Origin of the sequence: Arthrobacter sp. U41 (assembly GCF_001750145.1) — a bacterium.
GTDB lineage: Bacteria > Actinomycetota > Actinomycetes > Actinomycetales > Micrococcaceae > Arthrobacter.
In genome coordinates this window covers 301,231-320,205 of sequence record NZ_CP015732.1, presented here as the reverse complement: position 1 = coordinate 320,205, position 18,975 = coordinate 301,231, and the positions used below count along the sequence as shown (strand labels likewise).

Sequence of the window (18,975 nt, the reverse complement as noted above, 5' to 3'; positions counted from 1 at the left end):
ACGGCGAAGTGGCTGCTCCCGGCCCGCCCTGCAGCAACCGTCTCGCAGCCAGCCGTCCCGTGGCCAGCCGCCCCGCAACCCAGCCGTCCCGCAGCCAGCAGGCACCTCCCGCCACCTGCCACCAGCCGAGCGGGGGCACATTGGCGCGGGCGCGCCGTCGTTTGAGCCCGAGGGGGCTGTTCCCGCCGTCAAAGTGCCCCCGGACGGCGCCGCGCCTGCTCAGGAATGCCAGCATGCTGCCCCGGACGCCCGGCCCACCCAGCCCGCCCCGGCCAGCCCCCGGACCGGCGACAACTATGTGACGCGGCGTTACCCCGCGTGAACGGGTGTTTCCGCACCGTTGTTCCGCCCTACGGCCCCGCCCTATCGTCGATGCATGGCAATTCAGGACATTTACCCCACGGCGCTGCGCCTCCTCGGCCGGCCCGTGCTGGTCGTCGGCGGCGGCCCGGTCGCGGCACGCCGCGCCAAGGGACTGCTCGACGCCGGCGCCCAGGTCACCGTCGTCGCGCCCCTTGCCTGCCCGGCCCTCACCGACCTGGCCGACGCCGGTCTCCTCACCTGGCAGCCCCGCAGCTACCGCCCAGCCGACGTCGACGGCGTCTGGTTCGTCCAGACTGCCACCGGCGACGCCGCCGTGGACGCGCAGGTGTCGGCCGACGCCGAGGCCCAGCGCATCTGGTGCGTCAACGCCTCCGACCACGAAGCCTCCGCCGCCTGGACGCCCGCCGTCGCCGTTGTGGATGACGTCAAAATCGCCGTAAACGCCGGGGGAGACCCGCGCCGCGCCATGGCACTGCGCGACGCCGTGGCCACCGCGCTGGAAACCGGGGACCTGCCGCTGCGCCGGCGCCGGGCCGCCGCCGATGCAACCGCAGGATCCGTGGCCCTCGTCGGCGGCGGACCCGGCGACACCGGGCTGATCACCGTCCGCGGCCGGCGGCTCCTGGGCCAGGCCGACGTCGTCGTCGCGGACCGCCTCGGCCCGCGCGAGCTTCTCAGCGAACTGGCCCCCGACGTCCGCGTGATCGAGGTCGGCAAGACCCCCGGCCACCACCCCGTCCCGCAGTCCGAGATCAACCGGATCCTCGTCGAGGAAGCCCTGCAGGGACACCGGGTGGTCCGGCTCAAGGGCGGCGACCCGTACGTCCTGGGCCGCGGCGGCGAGGAAGCCGAGTTCTGCCGGCAGCACGGCGTCGAGGTTGAAGTGGTTTCCGGCGTCACCTCGGCCATCTCGGTCCCGGCCGCCGCCGGCATCCCCGTCACGCACCGCGGGCTGGCCAAGGGCTTCAGCGTGGTCACCGGCCATGAGGAACTCTCCGAAGTCCCGGCCCGGGCTGACCACACCGTGATCCTGCTCATGGGGGTGGGCCAGTTGCGCGATTCCGCGGCTGCGCTGGAACGCGCCGGTTTGCCAGCGGAGACGCCTGTTGGCATCGTAGAGAATGGTTATTTGCCGAACCAGCGGGTGACCATCGGAACGCTCGGGACCATCGCGGACCAGGCGGAGGCCGCAGACGTCGCGAACCCCGCCGTGATCGTGATCGGTGACGTGGTCCGCGTCAGCCCGTTCGCGCCGTCGCACTTCAAGACCGCGGACTACGGAACCACGTCCCCGAACGCACCGCGCACCACCAGGACCACCAAGACCCGAGTACTGACCCCCTAACACCCCTCGATTGCTCCATAACCGCCGTTATCAAGCCTCAAAAGGGCGGTTACGGAGCAACGGATGCAGAAGAACAAAGGAACACAGCCGTGTCAACGAACACCCCTGTAGGAACTGCTGCCCGCCCGCTGCGCATCGCCGTCGTCGGCTCCGGACCCGCGGGTGTGTACGCCGCGGACCTCCTGACCAAGAGCGAGGCCGTCAAGAGCGGCGAGCTCACGGTGAGCATCGACCTCTTCGACCGCTACCCCGCGCCCTACGGCCTGATCCGCTACGGCGTCGCCCCGGACCACCCGCGCATCAAGGGCATCGTCAACGCCCTGCACAAGGTCCTGGACCGCGGCGACATCCGCTTCTTCGGCAACGTCGACTACGGCACCGACCTCTCCCTCGAGGACCTCCGCACCCACTACGACGCCGTCATCTTCGCCACCGGTGCCATCAAGGACGCGGACCTGAACATCCCCGGCATCGAGCTTGAGGGTTCCTACGGCGGCGCGGACTTCGTCTCTTGGTACGACGGCCACCCGGACGTGTCCCGCGAATGGCCCCTGGACGCCAAGGAAATCGCCGTGATCGGCAACGGCAACGTGGCCCTGGACGTCGCCCGGATGCTCTCCAAGCACGCCGATGACCTCCTCGTCTCCGAAATCCCGGACAACGTCTACGCCGGCCTCAAGGACTCCCCGGTCACCGACGTCCACGTCTTCGGCCGCCGCGGCCCCGCCCAGGTCAAGTTCACCCCGCTGGAGCTGCGCGAGCTCTCCCACTCCAGGGACGTCGACATCATCCTCTACGCCGAGGACTTCGAGTTCGACGCCGAATCGGACCGCCAGATCAAGAGCAACAACCAGACCAAAACCATGGTCGGCACCCTCACCAACTGGATCGCCGAGCAGCCCGAGGACCTCTCCGAGCTCACGGCCTCCCGCCGCCTGCACCTGCATTTCCTGCACAGCCCGGTCGAGGTCTACGGGGACAATACCGGCGAAGCCGGTGCTCCCGGCCGCGTCGCCGGGATCAAGTTCGAGCGCACGGAGCTGGACGGCACGGGTAACGCCCGCGGCACCGGCGAGTTCGTCGACTACCCGGTCCAGGCCGTGTACCGCGCGATCGGCTACTTCGGGTCCTCGCTGCCCGAGGTCGAGTTCGACCACAGCAAGGGCATTGTGCCGAACGACGGCGGCCGCGTCCTGGACGCCTCCGGCACCCACGTGCCCGGCATCTACGCCACCGGCTGGATCAAGCGCGGCCCGGTCGGCCTGATCGGCCACACCAAGGGCGACGCCCTGGAAACCGTGACCTACCTGCTCGAGGACCGCGAGAACCTGCCGCTGGCAGCGGCGCCCGCCCCGGACGCAGTCGTCGAGCTGCTGGAAAACCGCGGCGTGCAGTACACCAGCTGGGAGGGCTGGCTGGCCCTGGACGCGCACGAGCGCTCCCTCGGCGAGAAGGCAAGCGCCGACGCCGGTGCCGGCGGCATCCAGCGCGAGCGCATCAAAGTCGTTCCCCGCGAGGCCATGGTCCAGATCTCCCGCGACGGAGTGGCCGCGGAGGTCTAAGCGCACCCAGCACCCGCGGCAACGGGGGTGCAAGCCCTAAGAACTGCAACGCGGGGTCACACCGCGCCCATCCCGAACGGGATCATGGGCCGGAAGTGACCCCGCGTTGTTTGGGTGGGGGCGAAAAACGGGGCTGTAGTCAGTAGGCTTACCTTCATGGATGCGCAGCACACGCCAGAGACCCGCCGGTGAGGCTCCGGCGCAGCAACGCGTCCGGCCGCGGCTACCGCCGGGTCGCGGCGGGCACCGGCTTCAGCTACAAGGACCTGGACGGCTCCACTGTCCCGCCCGGGCCGGTGCGCGAGCGGTTGGAGGGAATCGGCATCCCGCCCGCGTGGACGGACGTCTGGATCGCACCGTACGACAACGGGCACATCCAGGCCACCGGGCTCGACGCCGTCGGACGGCGCCAGTACATCTACCACCCGGGCTGGCGGGAGCGGAAGGACCGGCTGAAGTTCGACCGGTCGCTCCAGCTCGCGGAAACCCTGCCGGCCGCGCGCCGGCGCGTCACCCTGGACCTGCGCTCCGAGGGACTCGCCCGGGAGCGGGTGCTGGCCGCCGCCTTCAGGATGCTGGACAGCGGCTCGCTGCGGGTCGGCTCCGAGCGCTACACAAACGAAAACGGCAGCCACGGCCTCGCCACCCTGCTCTGCGCCCACGTGGCGGTCCGCAAGGACGAGGTCAGGCTCAGTTTCCCCGCCAAGAGCGGCAAGACCTGGGAATCACGGATCGACGACGCCGACCTCGCCGCCGTCGTGCGCCAGCTCAAGCGCCGCGGCGGCAACGCCCGCCTGCTGGCGTACAAGGAGGGCCGGGGCTGGCACCCGGTGTCCAGCCAGGACATCAACCAGTACGTCAAGGAGCGCACCGGCCAGGACTTCACCGCCAAGGACTTCCGCACCCTGCGCGGGACAGTCGCCGCAGCCGCCAGCCTGGCGCAGAGCGGCCCGCAGCCCAAGGTCTCGGCCCGCAAACGCGCGGTAAGCCGCGCCATGGTGGACGCGTCCGCGGTGCTGGGCAACACGCCGTCGATCGCCCGGAAAAGCTACGTGGACCCGCGGCTGCTGGACCACTTCGCCGCGGGGGAGATCATCGACCCGAAGCGGCTGGACTCGGCCGAATCCGAGGTCCGTGCCCTGCTCTACCGCGAGGGCGACGTGGTCCCGCTGAAGGCGGCGGAGCGGAAAGCTGCGGGGTAGGCGTTAGTCCGCGCAGCAGTTGCCGGCCGCGGCGGGAGTTCCGGCGGGAGCGGAAGGCTCGCGGACGGACTTACATCCGCCCGAAGCGTGCCCGGACCAGCGCAAACGCCCCGTAGGCGATGAAGCCCGCGCCGATCGCCAGGAGCAGAGCCGGACCGAACGGATGGTCCCGGAGGGCCTTGAGGCTGCCGTCCAGCCCGGTGGACGAGCCGGGGTCGTTGGTGGCCGCCGCGATGACAAACAGCAGTCCCGTCAGGATCAGCGCCACACCCTTGGCGACGTGGCCGGCGACGCCGAGGCCGCTGATCAGCCGGCCCCGGCGGGTGCCCTCGAAATGGCGCAGCTCCTCCTTGAACTTCTTCCCCGCGCCCTTGACGATGAAATACACGCCGATCCCGATGATCGTCAGGCCCAGTCCGATGAGCGCCGGCACCCCGAACGGTCCGCGCACGACGGCGGTGCTGAAGTCCCGTGTCGAGTCCCCGGAGTCGCCTCGGTTGCCGAGGGCGAAGCCGGCGAAGCTCAGCCCCACGCTGCCGTAGGCGACGGCGAGGAAGCCGGACGAGACGAGTTTGCCGAGTCGCTGCCGGCGCGGGAGGTGCCTGGCCCGCAGCGTGGCCTCGCTCAACTGCCACAGCGAGAGCCCGGCGCACGCGATGAAGCCCGCCCACATGACCGCCGGGCCCCACGGGTTGGCCGCGAGCTGTTCGATCGCGCCGGTGGGCTCGGCCTGGCCCGGGGCGCCCAGGACCAGGGCCACCGCGATCGCGCCGATCACGATGTGCAGCAGCGCCATCACGGCAAAGCCGGTCCGGGCGACGGCGTCGAGCGCGGCGCTGTTCGACGCCGACTCCGCCGCGTCGGCTGCCTCGCCCGCGGCCCGGCCGAGGGCCTCTCCGCCGGTTTCCCGCGGAGCGGGGGGCCGGTCGTGAGCCCCCGATGATTCCATGCCGCCGAGTCTACGCAGGGGAGCTGCCCCCTGAACTATCAACTTTTTCATAAGTGTGCTTACCATAGCCCAGTCGTGGCCCTTCGCGGGTGGCGGCAGTTCCTGATTCACACCGACGATAGGAAGCTCACCATGGCAGGTAATCTTGTTGCCCGATCCATCCACGACCTGACGGCGGGCGCCTGGTTCGGAGGCTCCCTGATGGGCGCCATCGGGCTGAACGGCGCGACGGCGGAAGCCAAGGATCCGGCCGAACGCACCCGGCTGTCGAGCCTGGGCTGGAAGAAGTGGGCCCCGTTCCAGACGGCGGCCTTCGGCGCGCATTTCCTCTCCGGCCTGGCCGTCATGTGGGAGAACAAGGGCCGGATGGCCAAGCAGGACGGCGTCACCCGGCTCAGCGTCATCAAGTCCATCGTCACCCTGGCCGGTGCCGCCGTGAGCCTGTACGCCGGACTTGAGGGTGCCAAGGTGGACAAGCTGGCCGGCGAGGGTGCCGCCGGCGCCACCGAGCCCAAACCGGGCGCGTCCGAGGAGCTCCGCTCCGCACAGCAGCAGCTGAAGATCCTGCAGTGGGCAATCCCGGCCTTCGCCGGCACGGTGATTGTCCTCGGCGCCAAGCACGGCGAAATGCAGCGACCCAAGAACGTTTTCGCGGGCCTGGCACGCTAGCCCGACGGGCTTCGCGCTGGCCGAGCGGGGGCCGTCAGCCGCATGACAAAGGCCTCCGCGCCGGAAGGGAATTCCGGCGCGGAGGTCTTTGTGATGAGCGGGCCCTACTGCTGGATCCACTCCGCGCAGGAGTTCAGGTTCCGGTGCACGCTCTCGACGGCGGCGGTTTCGTCGTGTGCGGCGATGGCGTCCACGAGTTCGTCGTGGCCTTCGTGCGGGAGGCCGTTGATGCCGCCGCGGCGCTGCTGGCGGAGCAGGTCGGCGTGGAAGACACCGCTGAAGCTGACGTACAGCTCGTGGAGCAGCGGGTTGGCCGAGGCCTGCGCCACGAGGACATGGAATTCCCAGTCCGCCCGGGCCCAGCCGGCGTAGTCCGCGGCGTGCCAGGCGTCACGGCGCGCCGTCAGCAGCGCGCGCATCGCGTCGACGTCGTCGGCGGTGGCATGGCGTGCGGCGAGCCGGGCCGCCTGGGTGTCCAGCCCGACCCGGACCTCCAGGATGTGACCCTGCGTGTGGTCCAGGTACATGCGCTGGGCGGCGCCGGAAATCTCGCTGGTGGCGCGGACGTAGGTGCCGTCCCCGCGGCGGACTTCCAGCATGCCGCTGTGGGCCAGGGCCTTGACCGCCTCGCGCAGGGTGCCCCGCGAGACGCCAAGGACGGCCATGAGTTCAGGTTCGGCCGGGATCCGCTGCTGCAGCGGCCATTCGCCGGAGTGGATCAGTTCACGGAGCTTGGCGGTGATTTCCTCCACCAGCGGCGGGCGGTGCGATGCCGTGAGTTTCATGACTGCGCCTTCCGGGCGGTCAGCAGATGCCCGACGGCGATCTGGCCCAGCGCCACGGCGAGCAGCAGGACCAGCGGCAGCGTCCAGGTCCCGGTGGCGCTGTGCAGCAGTCCCATGCCGAACGGGCCGAGCGTCGCCAGCAGGTAGCCCGCGGACTGCGCGACCGTGGACAGGGCGGTGGTTTCGGCGGTGGTGCGGCCGCTGCGGCTGATCATCACCATCACGAGCGGGAAGATGCCGAGCCCGAAACCGAGCAGCACCGCCGTCAGTGGAGCCCAGGAGACCGGCAAGACGAGCATGGTCAGGACACCCGCGGCCATCGTGACCGTGGCCAGGTAAAAGGCGGTGCGCTGCATCCGCGGGCGTGAACCGATCGCGACCAGCACCATTCCAGCCGGGACGGAGACAAGCTGCATCAGGCCGAACATCAGCCCGCTCTCGGCGGCCGTGACGCCCAGCGTGATCAGCATGTAGGGGAACCAGCTCAGCACGGCGTAGGCCAGCAGGGCCTGGACCGTGAAACCGAGCGTAATCAGGAGGCCGGTCCGGGTCCGCAGCAGCGGCCAGGGGGATACCCGGCCGGCCTTGACGGCGGGAGCATTCCGGTGGGCGTGCAGGGCAATCGGCAGGAAGCCGAGGCAGGCGACCAGCGCCAGGAAACCGATCGCCCCGACCCCGGCGGAGGGCGAGCCGAGCTGCTGCGCCACAGGGACGATCATGACCGCGACCACGGTGGCGCCGGTCGTCATGGTCACGGTGTAGAGCGCGGTCATCAGAGAGGTCCGGTGCGCGAAGTGGGTCCTGATGAAAGATGGCATCGCCACGTTGCAGATCGCCAGTCCGGACATCCCGACGACGGTGCCCGCCAGCAGCATGCCGGTGGCCGGGATGCCGCGGACCAGCAGCCCGGCCGCGAGCAGCACGAGGGAGAACAGGATGGCCTTCTCCAGGCCCAGCAGGCGGGTGAGCCACGAGGTCGCGGCGCCGGCGACGGCGAAGCACAGGGTAGGGATCGAGGGGATAACGGCGGCCATCAGCGGGCCGTAGCCCAGGACCGCCTGCAGGTCGTGCAGGAGCGCGGCGGCCCCGGTGATGCCGGCGCGCAGGTTGAGGCCGATCAGCACGATCGCGACGACCCCCGCGATGATCACGCCGCGCGGTGCGCGCACGACGGCGGGAGGTGCTGTCTGGGGAAGGGCGGACGCCGCCGTGCTGCTAGCCATTCCTAAAGGTTAGACGTTTGATGTTTGAGAACAAGCCTTTAGTGGCGAAAATCTCGGCACATGACACGGCGGGTGACGCGGTGCCTATTTCGGCGGGCCCAGACAAGCAACGCGGGGTCACATCGCGCCCATGCCGAGGCCCGGGATGGGCGCGATGTGACCCCGCGTTGCTGTTGGCGTTGCTGTTGGCGTTGCTCTTGGCGGTGCCGGGGCCAGGGTCAGCGCGGGTGCCGCGCACCCAGCCGCTGGACGGCGAGGGCGAGCCACAGCTGGACCCGGTCCGAGGTCTGGGCCGGGTCGTAGCCGGTGAGTTCGGTGATCTGGGCGAGCCGGTAGCGGACCGTGTTCCGGTGCAGCGTGAGCGCCTCGGCCACGGCAGCCACCGAGCCGTTGTTGTTCAGATAACTCTCCAGCGTGGTCATCAGCTCGGCGCCGTGGGCGGCATCGAAGGTCCGCAGCGGATTGAGTGCCTCGCTGGCCATGTCGGCCAGCGGCACATCCTCGCTCGCCAGGAGCAGCGAGGTCAGGCTCAGCCGCTCGGGTTCGTTCACGGGCAGGCCGTGGCTTGCCGCGTCGCGGGCCTCGAAGTAGCTCCAGCGCAGGCCGTTGGGTTTCGTGTACGCCCCGCCGATCCCGATCGTGGCGTGGATCCCGGCCTCGGCAAGGTGGTCACTGAGGCTCCGGGCCAGCGCGCCGGCTCCGCTGCCGTCGTCGGGGATCACCGCCACCAGATCCTTGCCGACGACGGCGCTCACCGACTTTTCCAGCGGCTGCGGCAGGGAAGACGTCCCGAGCTGCTTGGCGTGCGCGGCGGACTCGGCCAGCAGGACCACGTTCCTGCGGGTGCTGTTGACGCCGATCCCGGCGAGCCGCCGGGTGGCTTCGCTGGGCTCCAGGGTCCCGTGGATCACGTCCTCAAGGACCTGCCCGGCCAGGGCGCGCTGGGACTGGCGCTGTTTGACCATGTTGTTGAGCTCGACGCTGATCAGGTTCTGGGCGTAGCCCACGATCCCGGAGTCCTCGAAGGGCTGCCGGATCCAGAGCGTGCACGCGTCGCGGCGGCCGGTGGGAATCGGGAAGGATGCCCACGCCTCGGCGCTGGGCGCGGGATTGCCGGGGACGCTGTTGTAGAGCTGGGCGGTGAACTGAGTCAGCACAATGTCGGTCCGCAGCATGGAACCGAGGTGCTTGAGTAGTTCGGCGAGGCCGCCGCCGGTAAGCAGGGCGCGGGCCAGGATCTGGTGCCCGGCGATAAGCCGCTCCAGTTTGGTGAAGTGGTCCGCGGACTGGGCGTCAGCAACCAGCTTGCCGATCGCGATGAACGGCGTCTCGTACGGCACCTCAACCACCGGCAGCCCCCAGCGGTTGGCCTCGGCAATCAGGGCCGGCGGCACGGCGTCGTGCGTCAGGCCGATGCCGAACCCGATCCCCACCGCCCCGGCGCGCTGGACCTGGCGGACGAAGCGGCGCTGTTCCGGGGCGCTCTTGAGCCGCATCCCGGTGGTGAGGATCAGTTCGCCGCCGTTGAGGAACCGCTGCGGGTCCTCCTGTTCGGTGACGGCCACCCAGACGATGTCCTGGTGCCAGGTGGTTTCGGCGAGGCCGGCCTTGGCCAGTTTGAGGGACGGCACCGCCAGCAGGGCAGCAAGTGAAATGGCCATGGATTCAGGATAACCGGGGGCTGGTCAAGCGCACTAAAAAATGGCGGCAACGGTGTGCAGGTGACTATTCCCCGGAGTTGACCGCCTGGCATAGGCTCGGAGCAGTCTCATTGGGTCCTTTTCAGCGCGAAAGAGGTTGCACACCGTGGTTCAAACCTTGCAGAACTTCATCAACGGCGAGTTTGTCACGCCGGCCGGAACCAAGCTGCTCGACATCGTCAATCCCACCAACGGCGAGGTCGTGGCGAAGTCGCCGGTCTCTGTCGGGGCCGACGTCGACGCCGCCATGACCGCCGCGAAGGATGCCTTCAAGAGCTGGAAGCGGACGACGCCGGGGCAGCGCCAGCTGATGCTGCTCAAGCTCGCTGACGCCGTCGAGGCCAACAGCGACGAGCTCGTCGAGGCCCAGCACCGCAACACCGGCCAGGTCCGCTCCCTGATCGCCTCCGAGGAAGTTGCCGCCGGCGCCGACCAGCTGCGCTTCTTCGCCGGCGCCGCCCGCATCATGGAGGGCAAGTCCGCCGGAGAATACTTCGAGGGCCACACCTCCTTCGTCCGGCGCGAGCCGATCGGCGTCGTCGCGCAGGTCGCGCCCTGGAACTACCCGTTCCTGATGGCCATCTGGAAGATCGGTCCCGCCCTGGCCGCGGGCAACACCGTGGTGCTCAAGCCCTCGGACACCACCCCGGAATCCACCCTGGTCCTGGCCCGCCTGGCCGGCGAGATATTCCCGGCCGGCGTGCTCAACGTCGTCCTGGGCACCGGCGAGACCGGCGCCCTGATGGTCGAACACAAGGTCCCCGGCCTGGTCTCGATCACCGGCTCCGTCCGGGCCGGCATCGCCGTCGCCTCCGGTGCCGCGAAGGGGCTCAAGCGCGCCCACCTGGAGCTCGGCGGCAAGGCCCCCGCGGTCGTTTTCGCCGACGCCGACATCAAGAAGAGCGCGGCCGCCATCGCCGAGTTCGCCTTCTTCAACGCCGGCCAGGACTGCACCGCGATCGCCCGGGTGCTGGTCCAGGACTCCGCCTATGACGATCTCGTGGAAGCCCTCGTGGAGCACACGAAGACCCTCCGCACCGGCTCGCAGAACGACGAGGACAACTACTTCGGCCCGCTGAACAACGTCAACCACTTCAACACGGTCAAGGCCCTGGTGGAGTCCCTCCCGGAAAACTGCAGGATCGAGACCGGCGGCCACCAGGCCGGGGAGAAGGGGTACTTCTTCGAGCCCACGATCGTCACCGGCGCCAGGCAGAGCGATGACATCGTGCAGAAGGAAGCCTTCGGCCCGGTCATAACGGTGCAGAAGTTCCGCACCGAGGAAGAGGCCGTGGAGCTGGCGAACGACGTCGACTACGCCCTCGCCTCAAGCGTCTGGACGTCCAACCACGGCACGGCCATGCGCCTGAGCCGCGACCTGGACTTCGGCGCCGTCTGGATCAACACCCACATCCTGCTCACCGCCGAAATGCCGCACGGCGGTTTCAAGCAGTCCGGCTACGGCAAGGACCTCTCCATGTACGGCGTGGAGGACTACACCCGCATCAAGCACGTCATGAGTGCGCTGGACGCCTAACCCAGCTGCGCAGCCCCGCTGCTAAACCCGCTGCACCGCCCAGCCACACCGCCCAGCCGCACCACCAGCACGCCAGAAAGGCTTTCCCATGACCAGCACCGTCTCTGACATCGTCTACCGTCTTGAGCAGAAGCGCCGCGTCCAGGCCGACTTCCCGGGCCCGAAGTCCGTCGCCCTGACCGCCCGCCGCAAGGCCGTCGTCGCCGCCGGCGTCGCGTCCAGTGTCCCCGTGTTCGTCGCCGACGCCGACGGCGGCATCATCCACGACGTCGACGGCAACTCCTTCATCGACCTCGGCTCCGGCATCGCCGTGACCAGCGTCGGCGCCTCCGACCCGGCCGTCGTCGGCGCGGTCAAGGAAGCCGTGGAGCACTTCACCCACACCTGCTTCATGGTCACGCCCTACGAAGGCTATGTCGCCGTCGCCGAGCAGCTGAACCGCCTCACGCCCGGTGACCACGAGAAGCGCACCGTGCTGTTCAACTCCGGCGCCGAAGCCGTGGAAAACGCCGTCAAGGTGGCGCGCCTGGCCACCGGCCGCGACGCCGTCGTCGCCTTCGACCACGCCTACCACGGCCGCACCAACCTGACCATGGCGCTGACTGCCAAGGCCATGCCCTACAAGACCAACTTCGGCCCGTTCGCGCCCGAGATCTACCGCATGCCGATGAGCTACCCCTACCGCGAGGAAAACCCGGAGACCACCGGTGCCGAGGCCGCCAAGCGCGCCATCACCATGATCGAGAAGCAGATCGGCGGCGAGCAGGTTGCCGCGATCATCATCGAACCCATCCAGGGCGAGGGCGGCTTCATCGTCCCGGCCGAGGGGTTCCTGCCGGCGCTGGCAGCCTGGGCCAAGGACAAGGGCATCGTCTTCATCGCCGACGAGGTCCAGTCCGGCTTCTGCCGCACCGGCGAATGGTTTGCCGTGAACCACGAGGGTGTGGTGCCGGACATCATCGCCATGGCCAAGGGCATCGCCGGCGGCATGCCGCTCTCCGCCATCACCGGCCGCGCCGAGCTGCTCGACGCCGTCCACCCGGGCGGCCTCGGCGGAACCTACGGCGGCAACCCGGTGGCGTGCGCCGCGGCGCTGGCCTCCATCGGCTCCATGGAGCAGTACGGCCTCAACGCCCGGGCCAAGCACATCGAGGAGATCGCCCTCGGCAAGCTGCGCGAACTGTCGGTTGAGCAGCCGGTGATCGGCGATGTCCGGGGCCGCGGTGCGATGCTCGCCATCGAACTGGTCCAGGCCGGCTCGAAGGAACCGAACCCGGAGCTGACCAAGGCCGTGGCCGCCGCCTGCCTCAAGGAGGGTGTCATCATCCTCACCTGCGGCACCTACGGCAACGTCATCCGGCTGCTGCCGCCGCTGGTCATCAGCGACGAGCTGCTGCTGGACGGCCTCCAGGTCCTGGCCTCGGCCATCAAGGCGAACGCCTGACAAACCCGGTCAACCGGCCACACTCAAACACCGGGCAGCAGAGCCGCGGACAGCCGTCCGCGGCTCTGCTGCGTTAACCCCTGCTATTTCCAGGAACTGGCATCGAGCTGGACCACAACGACGTAGACGGGCTGGCCCCGCTCGATCTTCTCGACCTCCCAGACCCGCACCTTGGTTTCCGGCACCGGATCGATCGGCCGGCCGACGCCGATCCCGTAGCTGACGATGCCCTCGAAATCCCCGGCCTGGGCGTAGCTGGTGAGCGCCGGGTAGCCAAGCGTGGCCGCGGGGGCGCGCGTAATGGTGCTGGCCTTGCCGTCCGCCGTGTGCGCCTGGGCGCCGCGAAAAACCACCTTGAGGATGGCGCCGGTGCCGGGCATGGAAACCGGCAGGCCGCTGCCGTCGGCGATCAACTCGGGCACGAACTCGATGTCGTAGCTAGGGAACCCGCCCAGGAACCGGAAGCTCATCTGGTCGAAGGGCGGAGTCTCCGCGGGATGCGACCCGGCTCCGATGGCGTACAGCGCGGGCAGGGGAGCGGCCGGTGGCGGAGCAACCGGCACCGGGTTCTCATGCGTGGCCTTGAACGGGCTGCCGGGACCGGGCCAGGTCCAGTCGAGGGCGATCTTCGAGGAGATTATCTTGACGCCCGCGTGCGGAGGAGCCGTTTCGTCGGTGTCGGCCGGAACGGTGGCTGACGCGGAAGGAGCCGCCGTCGACGTCGCAGGGGCGGCCGAAGAAGCGGTGGACGTGGACGTGGCGGTCGCGGTGGACGTGGCAGCGGGCGGACTGGTTCCGCCGGATGGCGGTGGGGACGGCGTGCAGGCCGTGAGGGCCAGCAGCAGGGCCAGCGTCCCCAGCCCGGTGTTCCGTGCGGCGATGTGGATTTTCCCGGTGTCAATTGCACCCATGATGAGCTCCCCTCGACCCTCAAAGCCTAGGGACGGATGATTGCCCCGTTCAGGGCCGAAAGTCACGTACCGGCACGGCCAATTCCGGGCCCCGCTGGGCTAGAGTCGTTCCTACCACTGCAGGAACGCAGACCGGCCGACGTCGCCCGGAACCCCCGGAGCAAAGCTGGCTTCTGCCACAGACCCATAAGGGGTTCATACATGCGATACGTAGTTGGCTATACCCCCAGCGACCGCGGCGCAGACGCCGTTGCCCTGGCCTCTGCCCTGGCCCGAGCCCAAGGCGCGCACCTTGACCTCGTCTACGTTGTGGACCGGCGGACCCCCTACGTCGCCCTGCACCCCGAGGGAAGCGGTGTCAGCGCCGCGGAGCAGGAGATGATCACCGCGGAACGGGAAGGCCTGTCCCTCGTCCCCAAGGACGTCGAGGCCCGGTTCCATGTCCGCCACGCCGACTCACACGCCGCCGGCCTCATTGATGCAGCCCTGGACTACGAGGCCGGCCTGATCGTCGTGGGTGCCGCCAGCGCCGGGCTGTTCAAGCGGTACACCATCGGCAGCGCGGCCAACGCCCTGCTCCACGCCTCGCCCGTTGCGGTGGCGCTGGCCCCCCGGGGCTACCGGCGCACCGAGCCGATCACGCGGCTGACCCTCGCGGTGGGCCAGCGTCCCGGCGCGGAGGCGGCGATCGACGTCGCGATCGAAGCCGCCGGACGTCGCGGGGTCCCGCTGCGGCTGGTTTCCCTCGTGGAGCTCGACGCCGAAGGGGAGAGCGGCGAAAACGTCAATGCGGCGCACATCCACGCCAACACCGTCCTCACCGCGGCCGCCCACCGGCTCCCGGAAGGGCACGATGTCAGCGTTGAAGTTGCCCATGGCCGCACGATTGAGGAAGCGATCGATGACCTGGACTGGGACGAGGGCGAGATCATGATCGTGGGTTCGTCCCGCCTGGCGGAGAAAAACAAACTGTTCATCGGCAGCACAGCCCACAAGGTGCTCCTGGCCCTGCCTGTTCCCATGGTGGTCGTCCCGCGCGACTACGAACGAGTCCGCACCCACCCCGCAGTCTGACCAGCCCGTAAGTGCACCGGCCGCCTGGGCCAGACCCAGGCGGCCGGTCCTGTCCTCAGCCCGGTCTGTCCTTAGGCCCGGTCTGTACTCAGGCGGCCGCGCGGGCCAGTTTCCGGTTCACGGAGTTCTGCTGCGTGGTCCGCAGCACGTCCACGGTGAGCACCAGCAGCGCCAGCCAGACGACGCCGAAGCCGATCCAGCGGTCCGTGGTCATGGGTTCGTTGAACACAACCAGCGCCACGATGAACTGCAGCACGGGGGCGACGTACTGCAGCAGTCCGATCATGGTCATCGGCAGCCGCCGCGCGGAAGCGCCAAAGAACAGCAACGGCACGGCGGTGATGATGCCGGACGCCGCGAGGAGCCAGAAGTGCCCGGCGCCGTGGGCTGCCAGCGTCGCGGCGCCGGTGAGCGCCAGGATGATCATCGCGGCGGCCGCCACCGGCGCCAGCACGATCGTCTCGACCGTGAGGCTGGTGATCGCATCCGCGCGGGGGCCGACGCGTTTCTTGACGAACCCGTAAAGGCCGAAGCTCAGCGCCAGGGTCAGGGCAATCCACGGCACTCTGCCGTAGGAGACCGTCAGGACGCCCACGGCGATGAAGCCGATGCCGACGGCGGCCCACTGCAGCGGCCGCAGTTTCTCCTTCAGCACCACCACGCCCAGCAGGACGGAGACGAGCGGGTTGATGAAGTAGCCCAGCGCCGCTTCCACGGCCTGCCCGGTGGTCACACCGTACACGTAGGTCAGCCAGTTCACCGCGATCAGGACCGCGGCGATGATCAGCGGGAGGATCAGCGTGCGGTTCCGGAAGGCGGCCCCCAGGACCCGCCAGGAGCGGGTGACGGTGATCAGCAGGACGCAGAAAATGAGCGACCAGAGCACCCGGTTGGCCACAATTTCGACAGCGCCGGCCGGCTGCAGCAGGAAGAAGTAGAGCGGCATCAGCCCCCACAGGCCGTAAGCGCCGATCCCGAAGATGATGCCCGCCGTCGTATCCGTGTCCACTGCCTTGAGGACGGCCGGCGGACGCTTCGACGGGCCGCCGGGGGCAGCAGTGCCCGGGGAGCTCAGCGGGGCTGGGGCGAGGGAACGGTCGGGGGTAGGCACAAGATCAATAACACCACCTCCGGGACCCCTATTCCTGCCCTTCGGCTCCGATGCGCCCGGCGCCGGGGCATCGGACCCCTGCGATGTCGGTCACCGGGGAGCCCGTTCCAGACTGCGGACAATTAGAATAAGGCATTGTGCGCTGTATGAACTGGCGCAGTCGCTAAGACTCAGAAGGGCTCCCGGTGTCCAACTCGGCCGAAACCACGTCCAAACGTCCGCTCCGCGTTGCGATTGTCGGCGCCGGACCGGCCGGCGTCTATGCCGCGGACATCCTGACCAAGTCCAACGAGGTCAAGGGCGGCGACTTCGAGGTCAGCATCGACCTTTTCGAGGCGTACCCGGCACCTTACGGCCTGATCCGCTACGGCGTGGCACCGGACCACCCCCGGATCAAGGGCATCGTCAACGCGCTGCACAAGGTGCTGGACCGCGGCGACATCCGCTTCCTCGGCAACGTCACGTACGGCCGTGACCTGACCCTGCACGATTTCCGCGCCTTCTACGACGCCGTGATCTTCTCCACCGGCGCCATCAAGGACGCGGAACTGGACATCCCCGGCATTGAACTTGAGGGGTCCTTTGGCGGGGCCGATTTCGTCTCCTGGTACGACGGGCATCCAGACGTTCCGCGCGACTGGCCGCTCGAGGCCAAGGAGATCGCGGTGATCGGAAACGGCAACGTGGCCCTCGACGTGGCGCGGATGCTGGTCAAGCACGCCGACGATCTGCTGGTGACGGAAATCCCGGACAACGTGTACCAGGCGCTTAAGAACTCCCCGGTCACGGACGTGCACGTGTTCGGCCGCCGCGGACCGGCCCAGGTCAAGTTCACGCCGCTGGAACTGCGCGAACTCTCCCACGCCCGCGACGTCGACATCGTCCTGTACCCGGAGGACTTCGAATTCGACGAGGCCTCGGACGAAGCGATCCGCAGCAACAACCAGATCCGCACCATGGTCAACACCCTGACCAACTGGCTCGTCGAGGAACACGCCGAGGCCGAGGAACCCTCCTCCCGCCGCCTGCACCTGCACTTCCTGCACAGCCCGGTCGAAATCCATGGAACACCCGGCGACGCCGCGCACCCCGGCAAGGTCACCGGTATCAAGTTCGAGCGCATGCAGCTGGACGGCACCGGCAACGTCAAAGGCACGGGGGAGTACCTCGACTACCCGGTCCAGGCGGTCTACCGCGCGATCGGCTACCACGGCTCGCCGCTGGACGAACTGGAATACGACGCCCGCCGCGGTGTTATCCCCAACGAAGGCGGCCGGGTGCTCGACGCCGAGGGCAATCCCGTCCCGGGCATCTACGCGACCGGCTGGATCAAGCGCGGCCCGGTCGGCCTGATCGGGCACACCAAGGGCGACGCGCTGGAGACCATCGGCTTCCTGCTCGAGGACCGGCTGAGTCTCCCGCCGGCGCAGAACCCGGATCCGCAGGCAATCATCGACCTGCTCGAGGAGCGCGGGATCGCATACACCACCTGGGAAGGCTGGATCAAGCTCGACGCCCACGAGCTGGCCCTCGGTGCGGAGTGGTCCGCGTCCGGGGACGACTACGGGGTCGCGCGGGAACGCATCAAGGTGGTTCCCCGCGAGGACATGGTCAAGATCTCCCGCGACTGACCGCCAGGAAGCACGCCCGGCAGCGGCCGGCGCCCCCGCCCCTCGCACCGCCCCCGCCGCTCGCGGGGTGCACGGGAGTCAGGCCCTTGGACCCTAACCGGGGTCCTCTGATCCGGGATAGGCATGGAGATACCACGGCGGTTCGTTTCTTCGATGATGCGGTTGAAGCCGGGGTAGGCGGCCCGGGCGCGGAGTTGAAACCCGCCGGGGCCGCCGCATGAGCCCGACTGTCATCAGCGAACGTGCAGGGACCGCTCCAGGTGGTGACTTTCCGGTGCTGTCGAGGGCGGGACGGTGGCGTTGAGGGGACCGGGCATGAACCAGCAGTTGCAGACCCTGCGCGGCGATGTGGCCGCGCGCCTGCAGGATGTTCTCGTGGAGGGCGGGGATGTGGAGGGCTTTATTCACGCCCTTGCGAGGTATGCCGCGTCCGCGCTCTCGCGCGCCGACCGGGCGGTGGACTGCGGGGTGCATATCAGCAGGCGGCGGAAGGCGCCGGCCTCCGCGGCGAGCAGCGGTGAGGCCCTGGACATGGAGGACCTGCAGAGCAGAACCGGCGACGGGCCACGGCTTGCCGCGCTGGGCGATTCCACCACCGTGGACATCCCGGATTCGGAGCGCGAGGAGCGGTGGCCGCTCTATGTGCAGGCGGCCGTGGACCGTGGATTCCGTTCCGTCCTCGTTGTCCCTCTGGCCCTGGAAGATCAGGCCCGCGGCGCGTTGACCTTCCATTCCCCTTTCCCGTCCGCTTTTGGCTCGGATGGGGTCGCCAGCTTTGAGGTGTTCGCCGGGGAGGCCTCGAAATCGCTGAGGCTTGCCTTGAAGATCGCCAGGCTTCAGGACGCCCGGGAGGACCTGTCGGCCGCGCTGGACTCACGGACGGTGATCGGCCTGGCTGCGGGTGTGATCATGGCGCAAAACCGGTGTTCCCAGGAGGACGCGTTCAGGATTCTCCGGGAGGCATCGAACGCGCGTCACATGAAGCTCAGGGATGTGGCGGCCGCCGTCATCGCCCCGATGGCCGGCGGCACCTACTTCCGGGCCCACTTCGATGAGTGAGGGCCGGCAGCTCCCGGGCGGCGACAAGAGCAGTTGCACCGCCTCGCGGATCGACGGCAGAGGTTGTCCAGGGTCCACGGCGACACCCTAATACGGGCGAGCCGTGTTGCGCGGCTTGCGCCTGCGCAGGTCATGCGGCCGGATCCGAGTCCTCCGGCCGGACGGCGTCGAAAAAGTGTTTGGCGCCCTCGACGGCCAGGGCCGTGTGTGCCCTGGACCGGAGAAACTCCGTATCGTCGTCGGTCAGGCGGATCTGACCGTGCTGATCCGTCACCTCGGGTTCAGCAATTGCGCGGTTCATGGCCGCCGCCAGGGTGCGGGGCACGATCAGGCAGCCGGGGTGGCTCATCAGCCAATCCCGGGTCCCGGCATCAAACTCGTCCCAATGGGACCTGATACTCATCTTCAGCCCCGGTTCGTGCCCGCGGGCCCGGGAGGACGGTTCCAGT

The 18,975-nt window shown here is 69.0% G+C and carries 16 protein-coding genes; 9 read left to right on the top strand and 7 right to left on the bottom strand.

Annotated elements, in window-relative coordinates; translation table 11 throughout:
• Positions 1-376: 376 nt before the first annotated feature.
• From cobA to ASPU41_RS01555, 3 genes are all read left to right on the top strand, one after another.
• On the top strand, positions 377-1,669 hold the full coding sequence (gene cobA, locus ASPU41_RS01565; protein WP_069949421.1) for a uroporphyrinogen-III C-methyltransferase: 1,293 nt from the start codon (positions 377-379) through the stop codon (positions 1,667-1,669).
• 89 nt (positions 1,670-1,758) lie between these two features.
• Positions 1,759-3,231: an FAD-dependent oxidoreductase gene (locus ASPU41_RS01560; RefSeq protein WP_069949420.1), complete on the top strand. Its 1,473-nt coding sequence runs from the start codon at positions 1,759-1,761 to the stop codon at positions 3,229-3,231.
• Between the two features lie 188 nt (positions 3,232-3,419).
• Positions 3,420-4,433: a DNA topoisomerase IB gene (locus tag ASPU41_RS01555; RefSeq protein ID WP_069949419.1), complete on the top strand. Its 1,014-nt coding sequence runs from the start codon at positions 3,420-3,422 to the stop codon at positions 4,431-4,433.
• Positions 4,434-4,503: 70 nt separating this feature from the next.
• Here the strand turns inward: ASPU41_RS01555 and ASPU41_RS01550 are convergent, their stop codons facing one another.
• Positions 4,504-5,382: a DUF1206 domain-containing protein gene (locus ASPU41_RS01550; RefSeq protein ID WP_083266297.1), complete on the bottom strand. Its 879-nt coding sequence runs from the start codon at positions 5,380-5,382 to the stop codon at positions 4,504-4,506.
• A gap of 132 nt (positions 5,383-5,514) precedes the next feature.
• Between ASPU41_RS01550 and ASPU41_RS01545 the strand changes: the two genes are divergently transcribed.
• Positions 5,515-6,051 carry a hypothetical protein gene (locus ASPU41_RS01545; protein ID WP_069949418.1) on the top strand — a complete coding sequence of 179 codons (537 nt, stop codon included), beginning with the start codon at positions 5,515-5,517 and terminating at the stop codon, positions 6,049-6,051.
• Positions 6,052-6,155: 104 nt separating this feature from the next.
• Here ASPU41_RS01545 and ASPU41_RS01540 read toward each other — a convergent pair whose 3' ends face one another.
• From ASPU41_RS01540 to ASPU41_RS01530, 3 genes are all read right to left on the bottom strand, one after another.
• Positions 6,156-6,836, bottom strand: coding sequence for a FadR/GntR family transcriptional regulator (locus ASPU41_RS01540; protein WP_069949417.1), 681 nt, complete (start codon positions 6,834-6,836; stop codon positions 6,156-6,158).
• Complete coding sequence (locus tag ASPU41_RS01535; RefSeq protein ID WP_069949416.1) at positions 6,833-8,059, bottom strand: MFS transporter; 1,227 nt, start codon at positions 8,057-8,059, stop codon at positions 6,833-6,835. Before ASPU41_RS01535 ends, ASPU41_RS01540 begins: the two co-directional genes overlap by 4 nt.
• A 218-nt stretch (positions 8,060-8,277) precedes the next feature.
• Positions 8,278-9,720 carry a PucR family transcriptional regulator gene (locus ASPU41_RS01530; RefSeq protein WP_069949415.1) on the bottom strand — a complete coding sequence of 481 codons (1,443 nt, stop codon included), beginning with the start codon at positions 9,718-9,720 and terminating at the stop codon, positions 8,278-8,280.
• 145 nt (positions 9,721-9,865) lie between these two features.
• Between ASPU41_RS01530 and ASPU41_RS01525 the strand changes: the two genes are divergently transcribed.
• Together ASPU41_RS01525 and gabT are read left to right on the top strand one after the other, a co-directional pair.
• Positions 9,866-11,296, top strand: a complete 1,431-nt coding sequence (locus ASPU41_RS01525) for a gamma-aminobutyraldehyde dehydrogenase (protein WP_069952399.1) — start codon at positions 9,866-9,868, stop codon at positions 11,294-11,296.
• A gap of 88 nt (positions 11,297-11,384) precedes the next feature.
• Entirely contained in the window at positions 11,385-12,740 is a 1,356-nt protein-coding gene (gene gabT, locus ASPU41_RS01520; RefSeq protein WP_069949414.1) for a 4-aminobutyrate--2-oxoglutarate transaminase, read from the top strand.
• 83 nt (positions 12,741-12,823) lie between these two features.
• On the opposite strand, the gene ASPU41_RS01515 is transcribed toward gabT, so the two are convergent.
• Positions 12,824-13,651 (bottom strand): AMIN-like domain-containing (lipo)protein, encoded by an 828-nt coding sequence (locus ASPU41_RS01515; protein WP_069949413.1) that lies wholly within the window; start codon positions 13,649-13,651, stop codon positions 12,824-12,826.
• A 201-nt stretch (positions 13,652-13,852) separates the two neighbouring features.
• Between ASPU41_RS01515 and ASPU41_RS01510 the strand changes: the two genes are divergently transcribed.
• Positions 13,853-14,725, top strand: a complete 873-nt coding sequence (locus tag ASPU41_RS01510) for a universal stress protein (protein WP_069949412.1) — start codon at positions 13,853-13,855, stop codon at positions 14,723-14,725.
• Positions 14,726-14,813: 88 nt separating this feature from the next.
• On the opposite strand, the gene rarD is transcribed toward ASPU41_RS01510, so the two are convergent.
• The gene (gene rarD, locus ASPU41_RS01505; RefSeq protein WP_083266296.1) at positions 14,814-15,836 is read right to left on the bottom strand and encodes an EamA family transporter RarD; all 1,023 of its coding nucleotides are present in this window, start codon (positions 15,834-15,836) and stop codon (positions 14,814-14,816) included.
• Positions 15,837-16,021: 185 nt separating this feature from the next.
• Here rarD and ASPU41_RS01500 point away from each other — a divergent pair, with 185 nt between their 5' ends.
• Positions 16,022-17,467: an FAD-dependent oxidoreductase gene (locus tag ASPU41_RS01500; protein ID WP_069949410.1), complete on the top strand. Its 1,446-nt coding sequence runs from the start codon at positions 16,022-16,024 to the stop codon at positions 17,465-17,467.
• A 315-nt stretch (positions 17,468-17,782) separates the two neighbouring features.
• Positions 17,783-18,526: a GAF and ANTAR domain-containing protein gene (locus ASPU41_RS01495; protein WP_069949409.1), complete on the top strand. Its 744-nt coding sequence runs from the start codon at positions 17,783-17,785 to the stop codon at positions 18,524-18,526.
• A 130-nt stretch (positions 18,527-18,656) separates the two neighbouring features.
• Here the strand turns inward: ASPU41_RS01495 and ASPU41_RS01490 are convergent, their stop codons facing one another.
• Entirely contained in the window at positions 18,657-18,875 is a 219-nt protein-coding gene (locus ASPU41_RS01490; RefSeq protein ID WP_083266295.1) for a hypothetical protein, read from the bottom strand.
• Between the last annotated feature and the right edge of the window lie 100 nt (positions 18,876-18,975).

Excerpts from the sequence above, each read along its gene's own strand:
- cobA (WP_069949421.1), top strand. The coding sequence starts at position 377 with ATGGCAATTCAGGACATTTACCCCACGGCGCTGCGCCTCCTCGGCCGG.
- ASPU41_RS01550 (WP_083266297.1), bottom strand. The coding sequence starts at position 5,382 with ATGGAATCATCGGGGGCTCACGACCGGCCCCCCGCTCCGCGGGAAACC.
- ASPU41_RS01545 (WP_069949418.1), top strand. The coding sequence starts at position 5,515 with ATGGCAGGTAATCTTGTTGCCCGATCCATCCACGACCTGACGGCGGGC.
- ASPU41_RS01540 (WP_069949417.1), bottom strand. The coding sequence starts at position 6,836 with ATGAAACTCACGGCATCGCACCGCCCGCCGCTGGTGGAGGAAATCACC.
- ASPU41_RS01535 (WP_069949416.1), bottom strand. The coding sequence starts at position 8,059 with ATGGCTAGCAGCACGGCGGCGTCCGCCCTTCCCCAGACAGCACCTCCC.
- ASPU41_RS01530 (WP_069949415.1), bottom strand. The coding sequence starts at position 9,720 with ATGGCCATTTCACTTGCTGCCCTGCTGGCGGTGCCGTCCCTCAAACTG.
- gabT (WP_069949414.1), top strand. The coding sequence starts at position 11,385 with ATGACCAGCACCGTCTCTGACATCGTCTACCGTCTTGAGCAGAAGCGC.
- ASPU41_RS01515 (WP_069949413.1), bottom strand. The coding sequence starts at position 13,651 with ATGGGTGCAATTGACACCGGGAAAATCCACATCGCCGCACGGAACACC.
- ASPU41_RS01510 (WP_069949412.1), top strand. The coding sequence starts at position 13,853 with ATGCGATACGTAGTTGGCTATACCCCCAGCGACCGCGGCGCAGACGCC.
- ASPU41_RS01495 (WP_069949409.1), top strand. The coding sequence starts at position 17,783 with ATGAACCAGCAGTTGCAGACCCTGCGCGGCGATGTGGCCGCGCGCCTG.
- ASPU41_RS01490 (WP_083266295.1), bottom strand. The coding sequence starts at position 18,875 with ATGAGCCACCCCGGCTGCCTGATCGTGCCCCGCACCCTGGCGGCGGCC.